Raw genomic sequence first — 17498 nt, forward strand, 5'->3', positions numbered from 1 at the left:
CCTAGCTGACCGGGCGACCCCGCCAGGTCAGGCGGCGTCGCTTTCGCAGATGGTACGACCGCACCGTCAGCCAACCGAGGACCACGACCGACACGGGGTGTGCGAGCGCGTCGGGCCACCATCGGCCACCTGTCGCGCGGGCGGTGAGCACCCGCCCGGCCACCCCCAGCAGGTAGCCGGCCAGGCCCACTGCGGTCACCCCCGACGCGCCGGCCACCAGACCGGCCAGCGCGATCAGCGGCGGGGCGGTGTAGAGCAGCAGCAGCGCCGCCACCACGGCCGCCGCCGCGCCCGGGTGCCCGAACGACGCCCAGAGCGACTTCGAGTACCCGTCGCGCAGTTGCGGCCAGTCGTCGTACATCCGGCAGGTGGCCAGCCGGGAGCCGTCGGCCAGGGCGATCCGCCCGCCGGCCCGCTTGACCGCCCGGGCCAGCTCGACGTCCTCCAGGATCCTGTCGGCGACCGCGGCGTGCCCGCCGGCGGCGGTGTAGCCGGCCCGGTCCACCACCAGGAACTGCCCACCCGCCGCGGCCAGCGACGGCCGCGGCGAGCGCTCCATCGCGCGCAGCGGCAGGAAGGTCAGCCAGAGCCACTGCAGCAGCGGCTGCACCAACCGGTCGGCCGCCGTCGCCACCACGATCCGGGGGTACGGCGACAGCAACGTCACCCGGGCGGCGCGCAACTCGGTGACGGCCGCGGCCACGGCGTGCGGGGCGAGCACCACGTCGGCATCGACGAAGACCAGCGCGGTGGCGTCCGGGTCGGCCCGGGTGGCCAGCTGCCAGCAGGCGTGCGGCTTGCCCAGCCAGCCCGGCGGCGGGGCGACGCCGCTGAGCAGCGTGACCCGGGGGTCGTCGCCGACCACCGCGCGGACCACGTCGGCGGTGCCGTCGGTGGACCCGTCGTCGAGGACCACGATGCGCAGCCCGGGTACGCCGCGTTGGGTGAGCAGGGCGCGCAGGCAGGGTGTGACCCGGGTGGCCTCGTCGCGCAGCGGCAGCAGCACGGCCACCGACTCGTCGACGGCGTCGGGCCGGTCGGTGGGCCGGCGCAGCCACCGGGCGGCGTTGAGCCAGGTGTGTCCGGTCAACGCGGCGACGGCGATCAGCAGGGCGAGCAGGACGGTCATCGGGTCGCGTCGACGCCGGGGCGGTGCGGCTGGTGGGCCTCCCGACCGGGGTCACCGCCCCGGTGGGCACGTAGGAAGGTCACCGTGAGCGGTACGGCGGTCACCGCCATGCCGGCGGCCCCCCAGAGCGCCGACGCGGGCAGATCGAGGAAGACCGCGTGGGCCAGGATGCTGGAGAAGTACGTCCACAGGTACAGCGCGACCATCGGGTGGTCCCGCCGATCGGTGTGCGCGGCGGTCGGCCCGGCCAGTGGGCGCAGCGCGCTCATCATCAGCACCGCGAAGAGCAGCCAGCCCAGGTAGTTGCTGACCGGGATGCCGGCCAGGCCGGGCAATGCCGGGGTGGCGTCGCGCCACACCCAGTAGCCCTCGGCCACCATCTGCGGGTCCAGGAAGAGGTCCCAGGCGGCCAGCCCCACGGTGGCCAGCGCGATCCGCCCCACCCGTCGACCCACCGTCGACCCGCTGCCGCCGGCGGTCAGTGCGCCGCCGTCGGCCGTTGCGGCGTTGCCGCCGGTCAGTCGGACCGCTGCCAGCCACGCCGGCCAGGCCATCCAGGTCCAGGCCAACGGAATGATCAGTGGCACCCCGGCCAGCTTGGGACCCAGCTCGCCCGAGTAGTCGTAGCTGCCGAACGGCACGCCGGTGGCCACCCCGATCGCCTCGATGGCGAACCCGCCGCCGGTGGCCACAGCGACCAGCGCCGCCGCCACCCGTGGGCCCCGGCTGAGCAGCGCGTGGCCGACCGAGAGCAGCCAGCCGAGGACGACGGTGGCCACGGTGAGCCCGGCCCGGGTGTCGCCGGTGGTGAGCGGGTAGCAGATCTGGGCGAGCACCAGGACGGCGAGCAGTGTCCAGGAGATCCGTCGGGTCATGACGTCGGCGGGTCGAGCGGCAGATTCCGACCGAGCACACCGAACGGCCGCTCGTCGCCGGGGAAGTGGAAGTCGCGCAGCACGTCGACGAAGCCGAACCGTCGGTACAGCCGCCAGGCCCGCGAGGTCTGCTCGTCAGCCTCCGGGGTGGACAGCAGCGTGGTGTCGCCCTCCGCCATGCCGAGCAGGGCGCGCAACTGACCGGTGCCCAGGCCGTGGCCCTGCGCCGGTGGCCGGACGTGCAGCTCGACCACCTCGAAACAGTGGGTGAGCCAGCGCGTACGGGTCGGGGCGTCCAGCGCGCGGTGCACCTGGTCGTGCCACCACTGACCGGAGGCGCCCAGATAGCCGTAGCCGAAGCCGGCGAGGTGCCCCTCGCTGGTCAGGCTGGCGACCGCCCGGAAACCCGGCCGGCGTACGTGGGTGGCGATGTAACCGCGCCGGGCCTCCAGCAGGTCGGTGCGGTATCCCATCGCCTCGCCGTAGACGGCCACCACGTCGTCCAGCCGCCGGACGAGATCGTCCGGCGTCCAGCGCACCAACCTCATGCCCGTCCACCCTTCACCGTTTCCGGGCCGCCATCGGCGACCCATCCGAGCACCGACCGGTCGCCGACCACGTCGCGCACCTCGAACCGGGCGAACAGCTCCTCGGCGTACCAGCCCGCCGTGGGGGTTCGCATGATCGCCGCCCGATGCTCCGGGTGACGGTACGCGAACGCCACCAGGTCCGTCGGGTCGCGCCACACGCTCACCGTGCCCTGCCAGCCCAACGGTGCCTCGCCGACCCCGAACCGGGCCAGCAGCCCGGGCGCGTCGCGCAGGGCGGCGGCCACCGGCGGGATCGCCCGCCAGAAGGTGGCTGCCCGGCGGGCCCGCAGCCGGGCCCGGGTCAGTGCCAGCACCGGGCCGGTGACCCGGCCACCCGACGGGTCACCGAACGGCCGCTGGCCGGACCACTCGCCCCGGCAGGTCAGTGGGCGCAGGTCGATCCGGGCCTGGGCGTGGGCGATGCGCGCCCAGGCCCGTCCGACCGACGAGTCGTCGAAGTCGGCCGCCGCGGCGGGGGAGTCCCAGACGGTCAACGCCGCCCACCGGGTCAGGTCGGCGTCCCTCGGCCCGAAGTCGGTGCCGGTCCCGGTGCCCAGCAGCTTGCCGAACCGGGCGCCCGGGAGGGCGCGCAGCCGGCGTGGGTCCAGCGCCATCCGGGTCAGCGCCCGGGGCAGCGCGCCGCGGGAGGTCCGCCACACGTGCAGCGTGACCAGCTCCGGGACCGCGCTGCTGGACTGGTTGGTCAGCGCGCTCCGCTCGCTCACGCCACCTCGGCCGGGGTGCCGGCGGTGACCCGCAGCAGTTCGGTGTAGGTGGTCGGGAAGACCGCCTGGGGTACGCCACCCGCGGCCCAGATCTCCGGGTACGCCGCCAGCGCCGTGTCCACCAGGGTGCGCAGCGGGTGCGGGTGCCCGAGGGGGGCGACTCCGCCGATCGGCTGTCCGGTGTGGGCCCGGACGAACTCCGGGGTGGCCCGGCGCAGCCGGGTGACGCCGATCGATGCCGCCAGGCCGGCGGTGTCGACCCGGTGCGCGCCGGAGGTGAGGACGAGCAGCGGCGTGTCGTCCGCGTCGAAGATCAGGGAGTTGGCGATCTGACCGACCTCGACGTCGAGCGCCTCGGCGGCCGCCGAGGCGGTGTGCACCGCGTCGGGCAGCAGGCGGACCAGGCTGGGCTTGCCGCCGCCGTCGCGCGTGCCGGCGGCGGTGAGCGCGTCCTGCACCGCTCGTACGTTCGGGTGTGGCTGCATGTCGTCATTCTTCCCGGTTCGCCGGGGTGGGTTCATCCGGCCGGCACGCTCAGCGCGTCACACGTTGCATTTTCGTCGGAGGGGAGGTGTACTGTCAGCAGCAGTTAGAACGAGTGTTCGATTGCCTCGAACGCCCGTTCCAACCAGCCGGAGCGCGGCGTTTCGCGGCGCCACCTCCGGGCGGTGCGGCTCCGCGGGCCGCACCTGGGTTTCCGGGCAGTCGCGAGCCTGGTCCCAACAGGCAGGAGCGTCGTCCGCCGCCCACGACCCCCGGGCGGCGGACGACGCACCCGCCGGTCCGCCGGCCGGGTGTGGTGTGGGGAAGCATCCACACCCGGCCGGCCACACCCGGTGCGTCTTCCTCCGCACCACCCCGACCTCGGCGTCTCGTCGGTGGCAGCAGCCGCCGCAGTGACGTCTCGGCCACGTGGAGGAGAGACACCCATGCCGACCAACCCGGCTCAGGCACCGACGGTGCCGGCACACGTGCTGCCGCATCGCACCCCCGCCCAGCTCCTCATGTTGGCCCGCCGTGGGCTGGTCGAGGCCGGCCAGACCCGACCTGACGGCCTGCGCTACGCGGCTGCCCACCTGGCCGCCCTGCGCGCGGCGGCGGCCCTGCTCGCCGCCCGGGCGCGACCCGCGCCGAGTCGGCGCAACCGGATCACCAGCGTCTGGGTCCTCCTCTGCGCGGTCGCTCCGGAGCTCGACGAGTGGTCCCGCTTCTTCGCAGCGGGGGCCAGCAAGCGTGCCGCCGCCGAGGCCGGCATCCCCCGGGTGGTCAGCGCCCGGGAGGCCGACGATCTGCTCCGCGCTGCCGAACAGTTCGTCACGGTGGTGGAAGCCGCGCTCGGCGTGGCCCACCAACCGGCTCTGGACGGCCTCGCCGCCTGATCCCGTCGTGGCGCCGGGCCCCCGCCCGGGGGGGGGCGCGGGGCGGCGGGTGGCACGGCGTGCCGGTCCTGATCTGATCCACAGCAACGACGGGGGAGTTGGTCCAATGGCGGGCCGCATGGTGGTCGGTTCCGCCGCGCTGGCCGATCTGGTGCGCCCGGCGAGCGCACCCGACCCGGTCGGTGGCCACCGGGTGCTGCCGGTGGTGCCCGAGTTGACCGGTCTGCTGCCCAACCGGGGCCTGCGCCGGGGCAGCACCATCGCGGTCGCCGCCGGCCAGCCCAGCCGCAGCGGCGGCACCTCACTGATGTTGGCCCTGCTCGCCGCGGCGTCCCGGGCCGGCTCGTGGTGTGCCGTGGTCGGGGTGCCGACGTTCGGCGCGGGCGCGGCCGCTGAGCTGGGCATCGCCCTGGACCGGTTGGTCCTGGTGCCGAGCCCCGGCCCGGAGTGGGCCACCGTGGTGGCCGCGCTGATCGACGGGGTGGACGTCGTGGTCACCACAGTGCCGGCGACGGTCTCCGCCTCGGTCGCCACCCGGTTGGCCGCCCGGGCCCGGCAGCGCGGCAGTGTGCTCGTCCCGTACGGCCGGTGGGACGGCGCGGACGTGACGTTGCAGGTGGTCCGTGGAGTCTGGGAGGGTCTCGGGCTGGGCCGGGGGCGGTTGCGCCGCCGGGAGATCACCGTCTCGGCGCGCGGGCGCGGGGCGGCCGCCCGACCCAAGGAGATCAAGGTCTGGCTGCCGGGCGACGAGTTGACCCGGGTGATCCCTCGTACGCCGCCGTCGCCAGTGGGCCGGTCGGCCGCGCCGCTCGCCCTGGTCGGTCGGGGATGACCGGCGCGCCGGCACGGACCCTGCTGCTGTGGTGCCCGGACTGGCCGGTGCTCGCCGCCGAGATCGTCGACGGGGTGCCGGCGACCGGCCCGGTCGCCGTGCTGCACGCCAACCGGGTGGTCGCCTGCTCCGAGCGGGCCCGAGCCGAGGGGGTGCGTCGGGGCCTGCGCAAACGGGAGGCGCAGGGCCGCTGCCCCCAGCTCACCGTCGTGGAGTACGACCCGGGTCGGGACGCCCGGGCGTTCGAGCCGGTGGTCGCCGCGGTGGAGGAGCTGGTCGCCGGTGTCGAGGTGGTCCGTCCGGGTGCCTGCGCGGTGGCCGCCCGGGGGCCGAGCCGTTACCTCGGCGGCGAGGAGGCCGCCGCCGAGCGGATCATCGAACACGTCGCCCAGTCCTGCCTGGTGGAGAGCCAGGTCGGCATCGCCGACGGGGTGTTCGCGGCCGGGTTGGCCGCTCGCGCCGGCCGGGTGGTGGCCCCGGGCGGAACACCGGAGTTCCTGGCCGGGTTGCCGGTCGAGGCGCTCGGCCGGTCGGCGCTGGCCGACCTGCTGCGCCGGCTGGGGGTGCGTACCCTCGGCGACTTCGCCGCGCTGCCGGCCGGCGACGTGCTGGCCCGGTTCGGGTTCGACGGTGCGCTGGCCCACCGGCTGGCCGCCGGGCGGGACCACCGCCCACTCGCCGTCCGACAGCCGCCGGCCGACCTGACGGTGACCTCGGAGCACGACGAGCCGATCGACCGGGTCGACGCGGCGGCGTTCGTGGCCCGGGCGTTGGCCGAGCAGCTGCACGAGCGGCTGGCCGGGCACGGGCTGGCCTGCACCCGGCTCGGCATCGAGGCGGTCACCGAGCACGGGCAGGAGCTGCACCGGGTGTGGCGGCACGATGGCCTGCTCACCGCCGCGGCCATCGCCGACCGGGTGCGCTGGCAGCTCGACGGGTGGCTCTCCGGCAGCAACGGCCGCGCCGGCGCCCGCGCGGCCCGACCGACCGCCGGCATCATCCGGCTGCGACTGGTCCCGGACGGGGTGATCGCCCAGGCCGGTCTGCAGGCCGGCCTCTGGGGGGAGACCGGCGAGGAGCGGGAACGCGCGCACCGGGCGTTGAGCCGGGTGCAGGGCATCCTCGGCCCGGAAGCGGTGGTCACCGCGGTGCTCGGTGGTGGGCGTTCCCCGGCCGACCAGGTGCGACTGGTGCCGTGGGGCGACGAACGACTCCCGGCCCGGCCCGAAGCTCCGCCGTGGCCGGGCCGGCTGCCGCCGCCCGCGCCCGCCGTGGTGCTGCCCAGTCCGCTCGCCGCGACCGTGCACGACGCCGCTGGCGAGCCGGTGGTGATCAGCGCGCGGTTGGCGGTGAGCGCCGCGCCCGCCCGACTGGTGGTCGGCACCGGTCAGCCAGCGGAGATCGTGGGTTGGGCCGGGCCGTGGCCGGTGGACGAGCGCTGGTGGGCGCCGGCCGAGGCCCGCCGCCGGGCCCGATTCCAGGTCAGCCTGGCCGACGGTGCTGCCCTGCTGCTGGCCGTGGAGTCGGGGCAGTGGTTGGTGGAGGCGATCTATGACTGAGTCAGGTCGATCCCTGCCCGGCGTCGGCTGGCTCCGCGCTGGCCGGGGAACAGATGTCCTGATGAGCGTGATGACTCACAGGCATCTTGATGCCTGTGAGTCATCACGCTCATCGCACCTCTCGCCGCCGGCGGGGCGACCGGATGAGCTTTAACAACCCGAAGATGCCCTGGTCGGAGCTGGAACGCGTGCTCTCCGGCCGGGCCGGTGACACCCGAGCGGGTGGCAACCGCGGGAGCAGAGGTGAGCGGCACCTGCACGTGGTGGACCCGCTCGCCGTGGACGCCGATGGTGGTGACTCCCCGGCCTGGAGCCGCCGCCGTGAGCAGTACCAGCCGCCGGAGCTGGCCCGCCCCGACGGCGTGGTGCCCTACGCGGAGCTGCACGCGCACACCAACTTCAGCTTCCTCGACGGCGCCAGTCACCCGGAGGAGTTGGCCGAGGAGGCGGCCCGGCTGGGGCTCACCGCGCTCGCCGTCACCGACCACGACGGCTTCTACGGGGTGGTCCGCTTCGCCGAGGCGGCCCGCACGCTGGGCCTGCCGACCATCTTCGGCGCGGAGTTGTCCCTCGACCTGCCCGGTCCGCAGAACGGTGAGCCCGACCCGCAGGGCGCGCACCTGCTGGTGCTCGCGCACGGCCACGAGGGGTACGCCCGGCTGGCGACCACCATCGCCCGCGCCCAGCTACGCGGCGGGGAGAAGGGCCGCCCGGTCTACGGGGAGCTGGAAGAGGTCGCCGCCGAGCTGAAGGACCACGTGCTGGTGCTGACCGGCTGCCGCAAGGGGCACGTGCCGGGGGCGCTGCTCACCGAGGGGGTGGACGCGGCGGCCCGCGAGTTGGACCGGCTGACCGCGCTCTTCGGCGCGGAGACGGTGGCGGTGGAGCTGACCGACCACGGCCACCCCGTCGACGCCGACCGCAACGACGCGCTCGCCGAGCTGGCCGCCGCGGCCGGGTTGCCGACGGTGGCCAGCAACAACGTGCACTACGCCAGCCCTGGCCGGCGGCGGCTGGCCACCACCGTCGCCGCGGTGCGGGCCCGACGCAGCCTGGACGAGATCGACGGGTGGCTGCCCGCGGCGGCCACCGCCCACCTGCGCAGCGGCGCGGAGATGGCGGCCCGGTTCGCCGCGTACCCGGGGGCGGTGGCGCGGGCCGCCGAGTTCGGCGCCGAGTTGGCCTTCGACCTCCAGCTCGTCGCGCCGCAGCTGCCGGCGTACCCGGTGCCACCGGGGCACACCGAGATGAGCTGGCTGCGCAAGCTCACCGCGGACGGGGCGCACGAGCGCTACGGGCCGCCGCAGGCGCACCCGGCGGCGTACGCGCAACTCGACCACGAACTGAACATGATCGAGGAGCTGGGGTTCCCCGGCTACTTCCTGGTGGTCTACGACATCGTCTCGTTCTGCCGCGAGCAGGACATCTACTGCCAGGGCCGGGGTTCGGCGGCCAACTCGGCGGTCTGCTACGCGTTGCGGATCACCAATGTGGACGCGGTGCGGCACCGGCTGCTCTTCGAACGGTTCCTCGCCCCGGAACGCGACGGCCCACCGGACATCGACGTGGACATCGAGTCCGACCGCCGGGAGGAGGTGATCCAGCACGTCTACACCCGCTACGGCCGGGAGCACGCCGCCCAGGTCGCCAACGTCATCTCCTACCGGCCCCGCTCGGCGGTGCGGGACGTGGCCAAGGCCTTCGGCTACTCACCGGGGCAGCAGGACGCCTGGAGCAAGCAGATCGACAGGTGGGGCTCGGTCGCCACCGTCGATGTGGAGAACATCCCCGAGCAGGTGGTGGAGTACGCCAACGAGTTGCAGACGTTCCCGCGGCACCTGGGCATCCACTCCGGTGGCATGGTGATCTGCGACCGGCCGGTGATCGAGGTCTGCCCGGTGGAGTGGGGGCGGATGCCCGGGCGCAGCGTCCTGCAGTGGGACAAGGACGACTGCGCGGCGGTGGGCCTGGTCAAGTTCGACCTGCTCGGCCTGGGCATGCTCTCCGCCCTGCACTACGGCTACGACATGATCGGGGAGAGCCTCGACCTGGGCGACATGACCCTGGATGACCCGGAGGTCTACGACATGCTCTGCCGGGCCGACTCGGTCGGGGTGTTCCAGGTGGAGAGCCGCGCCCAGATGGCCACCCTGCCCCGGCTCAAGCCCCGCGAGTTCTACGACCTGGTGGTCGAGGTGGCGTTGATCCGGCCCGGCCCGATCCAGGGCGGTTCGGTGCACCCGTTCATCCGGCGCAAGAACGGCCAGGAGCCGGTGACCTTCGCGCACCCGCTGATGCGCAACGCCCTGGAGAAGACCCTGGGTGTGCCGTTGTTCCAGGAGCAGCTGATGCAGCTCGCCATCGACCTGGCCGGCTTCGACGCGGCCGAGGCCGACCAGTTGCGCCGGGCGATGGGCGCCAAACGGTCGGTCGAGCGGATGACCCGGATCGCCGAGCGGCTCTACGCCGGGATGGCCGAGCGGGGCATCACCGGTGAGCTGGCCGACGACGTCTACCGCAAGCTCACCGCGTTCGCCAGTTACGGCTTCCCGGAGAGCCACGCGATGAGCTTCGCCTACCTGGTGTACGCCAGTTCCTGGCTCAAGCGCTACCACCCGGCGCCGTTCCTGGCCGCGCTGCTCAACGCCCAGCCGATGGGCTTCTACTCGCCGCAGACCCTGGTCGACGACGCCCGCCGGCACGGGGTGGAGGTGCGTCGTCCGGACATCAACGCCAGCGGGGCCAAGGCGGTGCTGGAGTCCACCCCGGACACCCGGTGGGGCAGCGGGCCGGGGGAGCCGCCGCACGCCTGGGGGCTGGGCGGCCCCGCCGTCCGGCTCGGCCTGTCCAGCGTGCGGACCCTCGGCGCCGACGTGGCCGAACGGATCGAGGCGGAACGGGTCGCCGGTGGGCCGTACCGGGACATGCCCGATCTGGCCCGGCGGCTCGGTCTCACCGCCGCGCAGCTGGAGGCGTTGGCCACCGCGGACGCCTTCGCCTGTTTCGGGCTGACCCGGCGGGAGGCGCTGTGGGCGGCCGGCGCGGCGGCCCAGGACCGGCCGGGTCGGTTGCCCGGCACGGTGACCGGCGCGGCGGCGCCCACGCTGCCCGGAATGGAGGCGGTGGACCGGCTGGTCGCCGACGTGTGGGCCACCGGGTTGTCGCCGGAGAGCCATCCGGCCCGGTTCATCCGGGGGCAGCTCGACGTGCTCGGCGCGGTGCCGATCGCCCGGCTCGGCCGGGTGGAGCCGGGGCAACGGATCCGGGTCGGTGGCATCGTCACCCACCGGCAACGCCCGGCGACCGCGGGCGGGGTCACCTTCCTCAACCTGGAGGACGAGACGGGGATGCTCAACGTCACCTGTTCGCCGGGGCTGTGGCAGCGCTACCGCCGGGTGGCGCGGACCAGCGCCGCGCTGGTGGTCCGGGGGCGGTTGCAGCGGCACGAGGGGGTGACCAACCTGGTCGCCGACCGGCTGGACGCCATCGAGCCGCCGGTGAGTCCCGCGTCCCGTGACTTCCGCTGATCCAGTGATCCACATTACGGTTTCCCGAGCCGCCGAGCGGGAGACTCGTTGCGAGCGGGCAGAGCGGCCCGTGATCCGTGAGGGGGAACGACAGTGACGGGAAATCACGCGTACACCGGTGGAATCGCCAACGCCCGGCGGACCCGACTGGGCAACGGCTGGGTGCCGTCGCACCTCGCCGACCCCCGCGAGTACGAGGTGACCAACGGTCCGGTGGCCAACGAGCGCCGGTCCCGGGCGGAGGACGAGACCGAGGGTGCCGAGGCCTGACCAACCGCCGCACCACGCACCGATCGGGCGTGTGGTGGGCGCACCCACCACACGCCCGCGCCACCACCGGGCCGGGTGACTAGGCTCGGCCGGGTGGAGCAGACCCGAGGCCGGTTCGCCGAGCCGCCGCTGACACCCCGCACCGCCGTGATCTGGTCGGTGCTCCGTGCCGAGCTGGACCGGCGCGGCGACGCCGAGCTCACCGTGCTGGACGTGGGCGGCGGCACCGGCGGTTTCGCCGTTCCGCTGGCCCGCGCCGGGCATCGGGTCACCGTCGTCGACGCCAGCCCCGACGCGCTCGCCGCACTCACCCGCCGCGCCGCCGAGGCCGGGGTGGCCGACCGGATCGTCGCCGTGCAGGGCGACGGCGACGCCCTCGCTGGGCTGGTCGAGCCGGCCGGCGTCGACCTGGTGCTCTGCCACGCCGTACTGGAGGTTGTCGACGACCCGACGCCGGTGGTGACCGCGCTGGCCAGCGCGCTGCGCCCGGGCGGCGCGGCCAGTGTGCTGGTGGCCGGTCGGGCCGCCGCCGTGCTGGGCCGGGCGATGAACGGGCACCTGGACGTCGCGACCGCGGTGGCCGCCGATCCGGCCGGCACCGCGGGGCCGCGCGACACGCTGCGCCGACGCTACGACGCCCCGGGCGCCGCCGCGCTGCTCGGCGCCGCCGGGCTGGTGGTCGAGGAGATCCACGGGGTACGCGTGCTGGCCGACCTGCTGCCGGCCGCGGTCGCCGACGGGCAGCCCGCAGCCCTGGTCGAGCTGGAACGTGCGCTGGCCGCCCAGTCGCCGTACCGGGACCTGGCCGCCCAACTGCACCTGTTCGCCCGCCGGCCGGCATGATCGCCGAGGCCGGTGACGGGCCGGCGCCGCTGGCGATCCTCGGGCCGCAGCACGGCGGCGGCCGGCTCGCCGACGTGCTGCCCAGCGCGCTGGCCGTGCTCGGGGTGCCCGGCTCGGCCGACCCGCTCGGGCTGGTGCCCGCGCTGGCCGGGGTACGCCGGATCGCCGTACTGCTGGTCGACGGGCTCGGCTGGTACCAGCTGCCGACCGCGGCGCCGTACGCGCCGACGCTCGCCGGGCTCGCCGCGACGGTGGCCCGCCCGCTGATCGCCGGCTTCCCGTCCACCACCCCGACCAGCCTGGTGTCGCTGGGCACCGGTGTCGCGCCGGGCGCGCACGGGGTGCTCGGCTTCACCGTGCGGGTGCCCGGCACCGATCGGGTGCTCACCCACACGGACTGGGCCGCCGATCCGTCGCCGCTGCACTGGCAGCCGGTGCCCACCCAGTTGGAGCGGGCCCGAGCCGCCGGGGTGACGACGACAGTGGTGAGTCGGCCGGAGTTCGGCGGCAGCGGGTTGACAGTCGCCGCCAACCGGGGTGGCGACTTCCGGGGCGCCGCCGGCGGAGACGCGGTGGCCGCCACCATGCTGGCCGCGCTGGCCACCGGCTCCGGGCCGACCCTCGTCTCCGGTTACCACGCCGACCTGGACCGGTACGGCCACGTCTACGGCGTCGACTCGGAGCCCTGGCGGGTCGCCGCCGCCGAGGTGGACGCCCTGCTCGCCCGGCTGGTGGACGGGCTGCCCCCGGACGCGGCGCTGCTGGTCACCGCCGACCACGGGCAGCTCGACATCCCCGCCGCGCACCGCTTCGACCTGGACACCGATCCGCGGCTGCGGGCCGGTGTGCGGTTGGTGGCCGGCGAGGCCCGGGTCCGCTACCTGCACACCGAGCCGGGCGCGACCGAGGACGTGCTGGCCGCCTGGTCGGCGGTGCTGGGCGCCACGGCCCGGGTACGCACCCGCGACGAGGTGGTGGCCACCGGCTGGTTCGGGCCGGTGCCCGAGGAACACCTGGGCCGCGTCGGCGACGTGGTGGTGACCTGCAATGACACGTACGCGGTCATGGCCAGCCGCACCGAGCGGCCGATGGCGTCGAAGTTGGTGGCCTACCACGGGTCGGACACCGCCGCCGAGCTGACAGTGCCGTTGCTGGTCGTCCGGGGCTGAGCGGGGGCGGTTCGGCCCACTGGCCGATGGTGGTGTCGTACCCCCGGGTTAACCTGCCGGGATGGGCCGCAGTCAGTCGTTGCCCCGGGGCGACGATCCGCGCTTCGGGCCGGACGCCGACGACTCCGCCAGCCCGATCCTGCACGTCGACATGGACGCCTTCTTCGCCGCGGTCGAGGTGCGCCGCCGCCCCGAGCTGCGTGGCCGGCCGGTGATCGTCGGCGGCGTCGGCCCGCGCGGCGTGGTCAGCTCGGCCAGCTACGAGGCCCGCCGGTACGGCGTACGCAGCGCGATGCCGACCAGCCAGGCCCGGGCCCGCTGCCCGCACGCGGTCTACCTGCCACCGGACTTCTCCGCGTACTCGGCCGCCTCCCGGGCCGTCATGCAGATCTTCCGGGACGTCACGCCGCTGGTCGAGCCGCTCTCCCTCGACGAGGCGTTCCTCGACGTGACCGGCGCCCGGCGGCTCTTCGGTTCGCCGGCCACCATCGCCCGGCTGATCCGTCGCCGGGTCGCCGACGAGCAGGCGCTGACCTGCTCGGTCGGGGTGGCGCCGACCAAGTTCGTGGCCAAGCTGGGTTCCACCCGGGCCAAGCCGGACGGCCTGCTGGTCGTGCCTCCGGGGCAGGTGCTCGACTTCCTGCACCCGCTGCCGGTGGACGCCCTGTGGGGGGTGGGGGAGCGGGCCGCCGAGGCGCTGCGCAAGCTCGGCCTGGCCACCGTCGGCGACCTCGCCGAGGCGCCGGTGGGCATGCTCCGTCGAGCCGTCGGCGCCGCCTCGGCGTCGCACCTGCACGAGTTGGCCTGGGGTCGCGACCCGCGCGGGGTCAGCCCCGAGCACGTCGACAAGTCGATCGGCGCCGAGGTGACCTTCGACGTCGACGTGGCCGACCCGTTGGAGATCCGCCGCGCGTTGCTCGCGCTCAGCGCGAAGGTCGGCGTCCGGTTGCGCGGCTCCGGCCAGGTCGGGCGCACCGTCTCACTCAAGGTCCGGCTGGCCGACTTCCGCACCGTCAGCCGATCTCGCACCCTCGACGTGCCCACCGACACCGCCCGTGAGATGTTCGACACGGTCTGGGCGCTCTACACCGCCCTGGACCCGGGCGAGCGGATCCGACTCGTCGGTGTCCGGGTGGAAGGACTCGCCCCGGCGAAGGGTGCTCCCCGGCAACTCACCCTCGGCGCCCCCGAGCGCGGCTGGCGTGAGGCGGAAGCTGCCGCGGACGCCGCCGCTGCCCGTTTCGGGCGGTCCGTCATAGGTCCGGCCAGTCTGATGGGCGACCGTGATCGCCGTCGAAACGAAAATCCACCCCGCCCATAGGTCGTCCCGCTTTCCGACGCGCGACCCCCCTCGTAGACTTGCGGGTAAGCAGCCGGATGGCTGCCACGGTCTGTCGGCCCGAGTGGGCCCGACCAACGTGACCGGGGAGGAGTGCCGTGCCGCTCTCGGAGCACGAGCAGCGGCTGTTCGAGCAGATCGAGCGGTCGCTTGCCGAGGACCCCAAATTCGCCTCGGCCGTGCGCGCCAGCGATCCGCGCTTCCATGCGCGGCGTCGCCTGCTCGTCGCCGCCGGCGTCATCATCGCTGGCTTGGCTCTACTGGTCTATGGCGCGGTGATCAAGACTCCACCATTGGCGGTGGCGGGCTTCGTCGTCATGCTGGCGTCGGCCGCGTTCGCGGTGCAGTCGCACCGGCGGGCGCAGTCACCCGACCTGCACGTGGTGGGCGGCACGACGAGTCGCCGTCGTCCGCGCGGTGGCCGATCCGGTCGCCGGTCGTCGATCCTGGACCGTATGGAGGACAGGTGGCGGCAGCGCCCGGAGGGGCACCGCTGAGCCGGTCCCGCCGCTGAGGCGGCGGTACGCCGCGACGAGCGGTCGTCGGGCACAGCCCCCGGCGACCTCCGTCGTATCCGCGCGCCCTTCTTCCCCGCTGACCACTCCCCGGACCACCTCTCCGCATGATCGTGCTCGATCCCGGATGTAGTGGCATCGTGCGCCAGGGAGGGGCCTCTCTCCTGGATCGGGCACGATCTTGGGTGGTGGCAGCTCAGGCAGGCAGACAGGTGGGGCGGCGGTGGTGGCCGCCGCCCCAGATCTGGAACTGCCCTGTCAGCGAGCTGCCCGGTCGGCCAGCATCCGGCGAGGGTTCCACCGCAGCAGGCGGTACCGGGCCCGCGCGGTGAACGCCACCATCCGGCCGGACCTGTCCGCCAGGGTGGTACGCCAGCGCAGCAACACCGAGGGCGGCAGCACCGTGGCGAGCAGGCGGGTCCGTCGGTCCGCCCGGGTGGCGAGCGCCGCACGGACCGCGCGGAGCGCCGGCAACAACCGCTCACCGGTCAGCGGATCCCGCGCGTAGCGGGCCCGCTCCTCCGCCCGGCCGAGCAGCCGCGCCGACCCGATCGCCTCGTCGTCGTCCAGCGCGTCCCGGACAAGTCGGTCCGCGGTCGCCCGGGGCGTCTCGGTCGGATCGACCGGGACCCGGAAGTCCACCAGCGTGTCGAGCAGCTCCGCCCAGGCGGCGTGCGCGTCCGCGCGGGCCCGGCTGGCGTCCACGCTGACCACCACCGGTCGCGCCCCCGGCTCGCTGTCGCCGTCGACACTGGCGGAGGCCACCGCCGCGCGCACCTCGCGGCCACCCCGTCGGCGGCGTAGCGCCAACCGGCGCAGCGCCGGCACCGCGAGCAGCGCCAGCAGTGCCACCAGGCCCGCCGCCCACCAGGGCCAGACCGGTGGCTGCTCGTTCGGCGTCGTCCCACCGGCCGCGAACCCCTCGTCGGTGTCCCGGTCGGCGTTGTCCGGGCTGGAGGGCCCGGCCGAAGCTCCCGGGTCCGTCGGGGTGGTCGGGACCTCGGTGTCCGGGCTGGGCGCCTCCGGCGCGTCATTGTCCGGAGCCCAGGGCGGCCGGGTCGCGCCGGGCACCCCGTACGCCGGGGTGGCGTCGAACGGCACCCAACCGGCCCCGTCGAAGTAGACCTCGGTCCAGGCGTGCAGGTTGAGGTTGGTCAGCGTGAAGGTGTCACCGTCGCGCTTGCTGCCGTTGGTGAACCCGAACGCCACCCGGGCCGGGATGCCGGCCGAGCGGACCAGCCAGGCCATCGCGGCGGCGTACTGCTGGCAGTAGCCGACCTTGTTGGTCAGGAAGTTGACGATGTCCTGACCGCTGCTGCCGCTCTCGGTGCTCAACCGGTAGCTGAACCCGTTGTCCGCCGAGAAGTGCTGGTAGATCGCCAACACCCGGTCGTAGTCCGTGCGCTTGCCCTGGATCAGCCCCTTGACCAGCTCCTCCACCTCGGGCACCGGCGCGGGGGTGGCGGTCATCTGGCGGCGTACGGGATGGTCGGCCGGCAGGGGCGGCGCGGCCCGCAACGCCGCCTGCGTGAAGGTCGAGCGGACGTAGTCGAAGGAGTACTTCCGGCCCCGGGAGTTCTCCCGGTTGGAGAAGACCACCTGCTGGTTGGTGTCGTAGAGCCAGTTGTCGCTGAGGTCGTCGGTGCTGGTCGGCTCGGCGTACACCGGCATCAGCGACATGCTGAGGCTCTTGGTGACCTCGACCGTCGCCTGATAGGTGGCCTGCTGCACGCCTGGGCCGGCCCTCTCGGCCGGGTTCGGCAGGTCCCGGTTCACCGACCGGCCGCTGGGGTTGCGCGCCTGGAAACCGCTGGGGCGCAGCTCGTCGGCGACCGCGTAGCGCAGGTAGAACGGGTTCTGCTCGGACGTCTTCACCTTCACCAGGTCGGCTACCTGGGACTGGTTGAGCTGGCCGGCGAGCGAGGCGAACAGGTCGATCCGACCCGACGTGCCACCCGAGCCGCCCCCGTTCCCGGTGCCGTTGCCCGACCCTCGGCTGAGCGAGTCGAGCAGCCCGCCGGTCATGCCGGGCACCGCCAACGGCAGCAGCACCGCCAGGGCCACCCCGACCGCCGCGAGCCGGCGGCCGGCGGACGCCAGCGGGGACGCCTCCCACACGTCGACGTCGCGGCCGTCACCGGTGAACCGCCGCCCGAAGCGGCGCACGCGGTCGACGTTGTCGGTGACCAGCAGCCAGAGGTAACCGGCGGCGCCCACCACGAACGGCACCGCGGGGACGCTGTCAACGTAGACGGCGACCGGCACCGAGTAGATGGCGAGCATCGGCAGCCCGGCCAGGGCGGGCCGACGCAACCCCACGGCCAGCACGTCCACCAGCACGGCGACCGCACCGACGCCGAGGACGGCGATGAACAGCAGCGGGTCAGTGTCCGGAACCTCGACCCCGTACGACCGCATGTCCTGCATGGAGCCGGCGAGCAGGTCACCGAAGTACGCGAAGGTGCCCGGGGTCGGCAGGATCGCGAGCAGCTCCTCGCCGCTGGGGAACAACCAGGTCAGGGCAAGCATCAGGCCGGCCAGCATGCCCAGCACCTGACCCCACAGCGGTGCCCGGACGAGTCGGGTCAGCGCGGCCACCCCGGCCACCACGGCGACCGCGATGATGGACTCGATCAACCACGTCCAGCCCTGGAAGATGGCCGACAGCGGCGCGGCGGCCAGCAGCGTGGCCACCGCCGCCACCACGCCGATGTTCCGACTGCTGATCATGAGGGGAGCCTTCCGT

At 74.5% G+C, this 17498-nt stretch carries 15 protein-coding genes; 9 read left to right on the top strand and 6 right to left on the bottom strand.

All coding sequences use genetic code 11. The features are described 5' to 3' along the window. Position 1: 1 nt before the first annotated feature. Genes QCZ28_RS20485 through QCZ28_RS20505 form a run of 5 tightly spaced genes read right to left on the bottom strand, consistent with a single transcriptional unit; the run spans position 2 to position 3804 of the window. Positions 2-1129, bottom strand: a complete 1128-nt coding sequence (locus tag QCZ28_RS20485; protein WP_279518161.1) for a glycosyltransferase family 2 protein — start codon at positions 1127-1129, stop codon at positions 2-4. Next, positions 1126-2004: a carotenoid biosynthesis protein gene (locus tag QCZ28_RS20490; RefSeq protein WP_279518162.1), complete on the bottom strand. Its 879-nt coding sequence runs from the start codon at positions 2002-2004 to the stop codon at positions 1126-1128. The genes QCZ28_RS20485 and QCZ28_RS20490 overlap by 4 nt, the downstream gene beginning before the upstream one ends. After that, entirely contained in the window at positions 2001-2552 is a 552-nt protein-coding gene (locus QCZ28_RS20495) for a GNAT family N-acetyltransferase (protein WP_279518163.1), read from the bottom strand. Before QCZ28_RS20495 ends, QCZ28_RS20490 begins: the two co-directional genes overlap by 4 nt. Next, positions 2549-3301, bottom strand: a complete 753-nt coding sequence (locus QCZ28_RS20500; protein ID WP_279518209.1) for a monooxygenase — start codon at positions 3299-3301, stop codon at positions 2549-2551. The genes QCZ28_RS20495 and QCZ28_RS20500 overlap by 4 nt, the downstream gene beginning before the upstream one ends. 14 nt (positions 3302-3315) lie before the next feature. Further along, entirely contained in the window at positions 3316-3804 is a 489-nt protein-coding gene (locus QCZ28_RS20505; RefSeq protein WP_279518164.1) for a YbaK/EbsC family protein, read from the bottom strand. A 444-nt stretch (positions 3805-4248) separates the two neighbouring features. On the opposite strand from QCZ28_RS20505, the gene QCZ28_RS20510 reads away from it, so the two are divergent. The 9 genes from QCZ28_RS20510 to QCZ28_RS20550 all read left to right on the top strand — a co-directional run bounded on the left by QCZ28_RS20510 (position 4249) and on the right by QCZ28_RS20550 (position 14734). Beyond that, positions 4249-4698: an SAV_6107 family HEPN domain-containing protein gene (locus QCZ28_RS20510; protein WP_030334555.1), complete on the top strand. Its 450-nt coding sequence runs from the start codon at positions 4249-4251 to the stop codon at positions 4696-4698. A gap of 106 nt (positions 4699-4804) precedes the next feature. After that, complete coding sequence (locus tag QCZ28_RS20515) at positions 4805-5530, top strand: hypothetical protein (protein ID WP_279518165.1); 726 nt, start codon at positions 4805-4807, stop codon at positions 5528-5530. Then, positions 5527-7089 (top strand): DNA polymerase Y family protein, encoded by a 1563-nt coding sequence (locus QCZ28_RS20520; RefSeq protein WP_279518166.1) that lies wholly within the window; start codon positions 5527-5529, stop codon positions 7087-7089. Before QCZ28_RS20515 ends, QCZ28_RS20520 begins: the two co-directional genes overlap by 4 nt. 143 nt (positions 7090-7232) lie before the next feature. Beyond that, a complete protein-coding gene (locus tag QCZ28_RS20525) occupies positions 7233-10616 on the top strand; it encodes an error-prone DNA polymerase (RefSeq protein ID WP_279518167.1) in 3384 nt (1127 codons plus the stop codon). Between the two features lie 93 nt (positions 10617-10709). Next, entirely contained in the window at positions 10710-10886 is a 177-nt protein-coding gene (locus QCZ28_RS20530; RefSeq protein WP_167337320.1) for a hypothetical protein, read from the top strand. Between the two features lie 75 nt (positions 10887-10961). After that, on the top strand, positions 10962-11729 hold the full coding sequence (locus QCZ28_RS20535) for a methyltransferase domain-containing protein (RefSeq protein ID WP_279518168.1): 768 nt from the start codon (positions 10962-10964) through the stop codon (positions 11727-11729). After that, positions 11726-12898 (top strand): alkaline phosphatase family protein, encoded by a 1173-nt coding sequence (locus QCZ28_RS20540; RefSeq protein WP_279518169.1) that lies wholly within the window; start codon positions 11726-11728, stop codon positions 12896-12898. Before QCZ28_RS20535 ends, QCZ28_RS20540 begins: the two co-directional genes overlap by 4 nt. A 61-nt stretch (positions 12899-12959) precedes the next feature. After that, complete coding sequence (locus tag QCZ28_RS20545) at positions 12960-14219, top strand: DNA polymerase IV (protein ID WP_279518170.1); 1260 nt, start codon at positions 12960-12962, stop codon at positions 14217-14219. A 116-nt stretch (positions 14220-14335) separates the two neighbouring features. After that, positions 14336-14734, top strand: a complete 399-nt coding sequence (locus tag QCZ28_RS20550) for a DUF3040 domain-containing protein (protein ID WP_030334542.1) — start codon at positions 14336-14338, stop codon at positions 14732-14734. Between the two features lie 276 nt (positions 14735-15010). Here the strand turns inward: QCZ28_RS20550 and QCZ28_RS20555 are convergent, their stop codons facing one another. After that, the gene (locus QCZ28_RS20555; RefSeq protein ID WP_279518171.1) at positions 15011-17482 is read right to left on the bottom strand and encodes a DUF3488 and transglutaminase-like domain-containing protein; all 2472 of its coding nucleotides are present in this window, start codon (positions 17480-17482) and stop codon (positions 15011-15013) included. Between the last annotated feature and the right edge of the window lie 16 nt (positions 17483-17498).

The organism is Micromonospora sp. DH14, assembly GCF_029809455.1.
GTDB classification, from domain to species: domain Bacteria; phylum Actinomycetota; class Actinomycetes; order Mycobacteriales; family Micromonosporaceae; genus Micromonospora; species Micromonospora parva.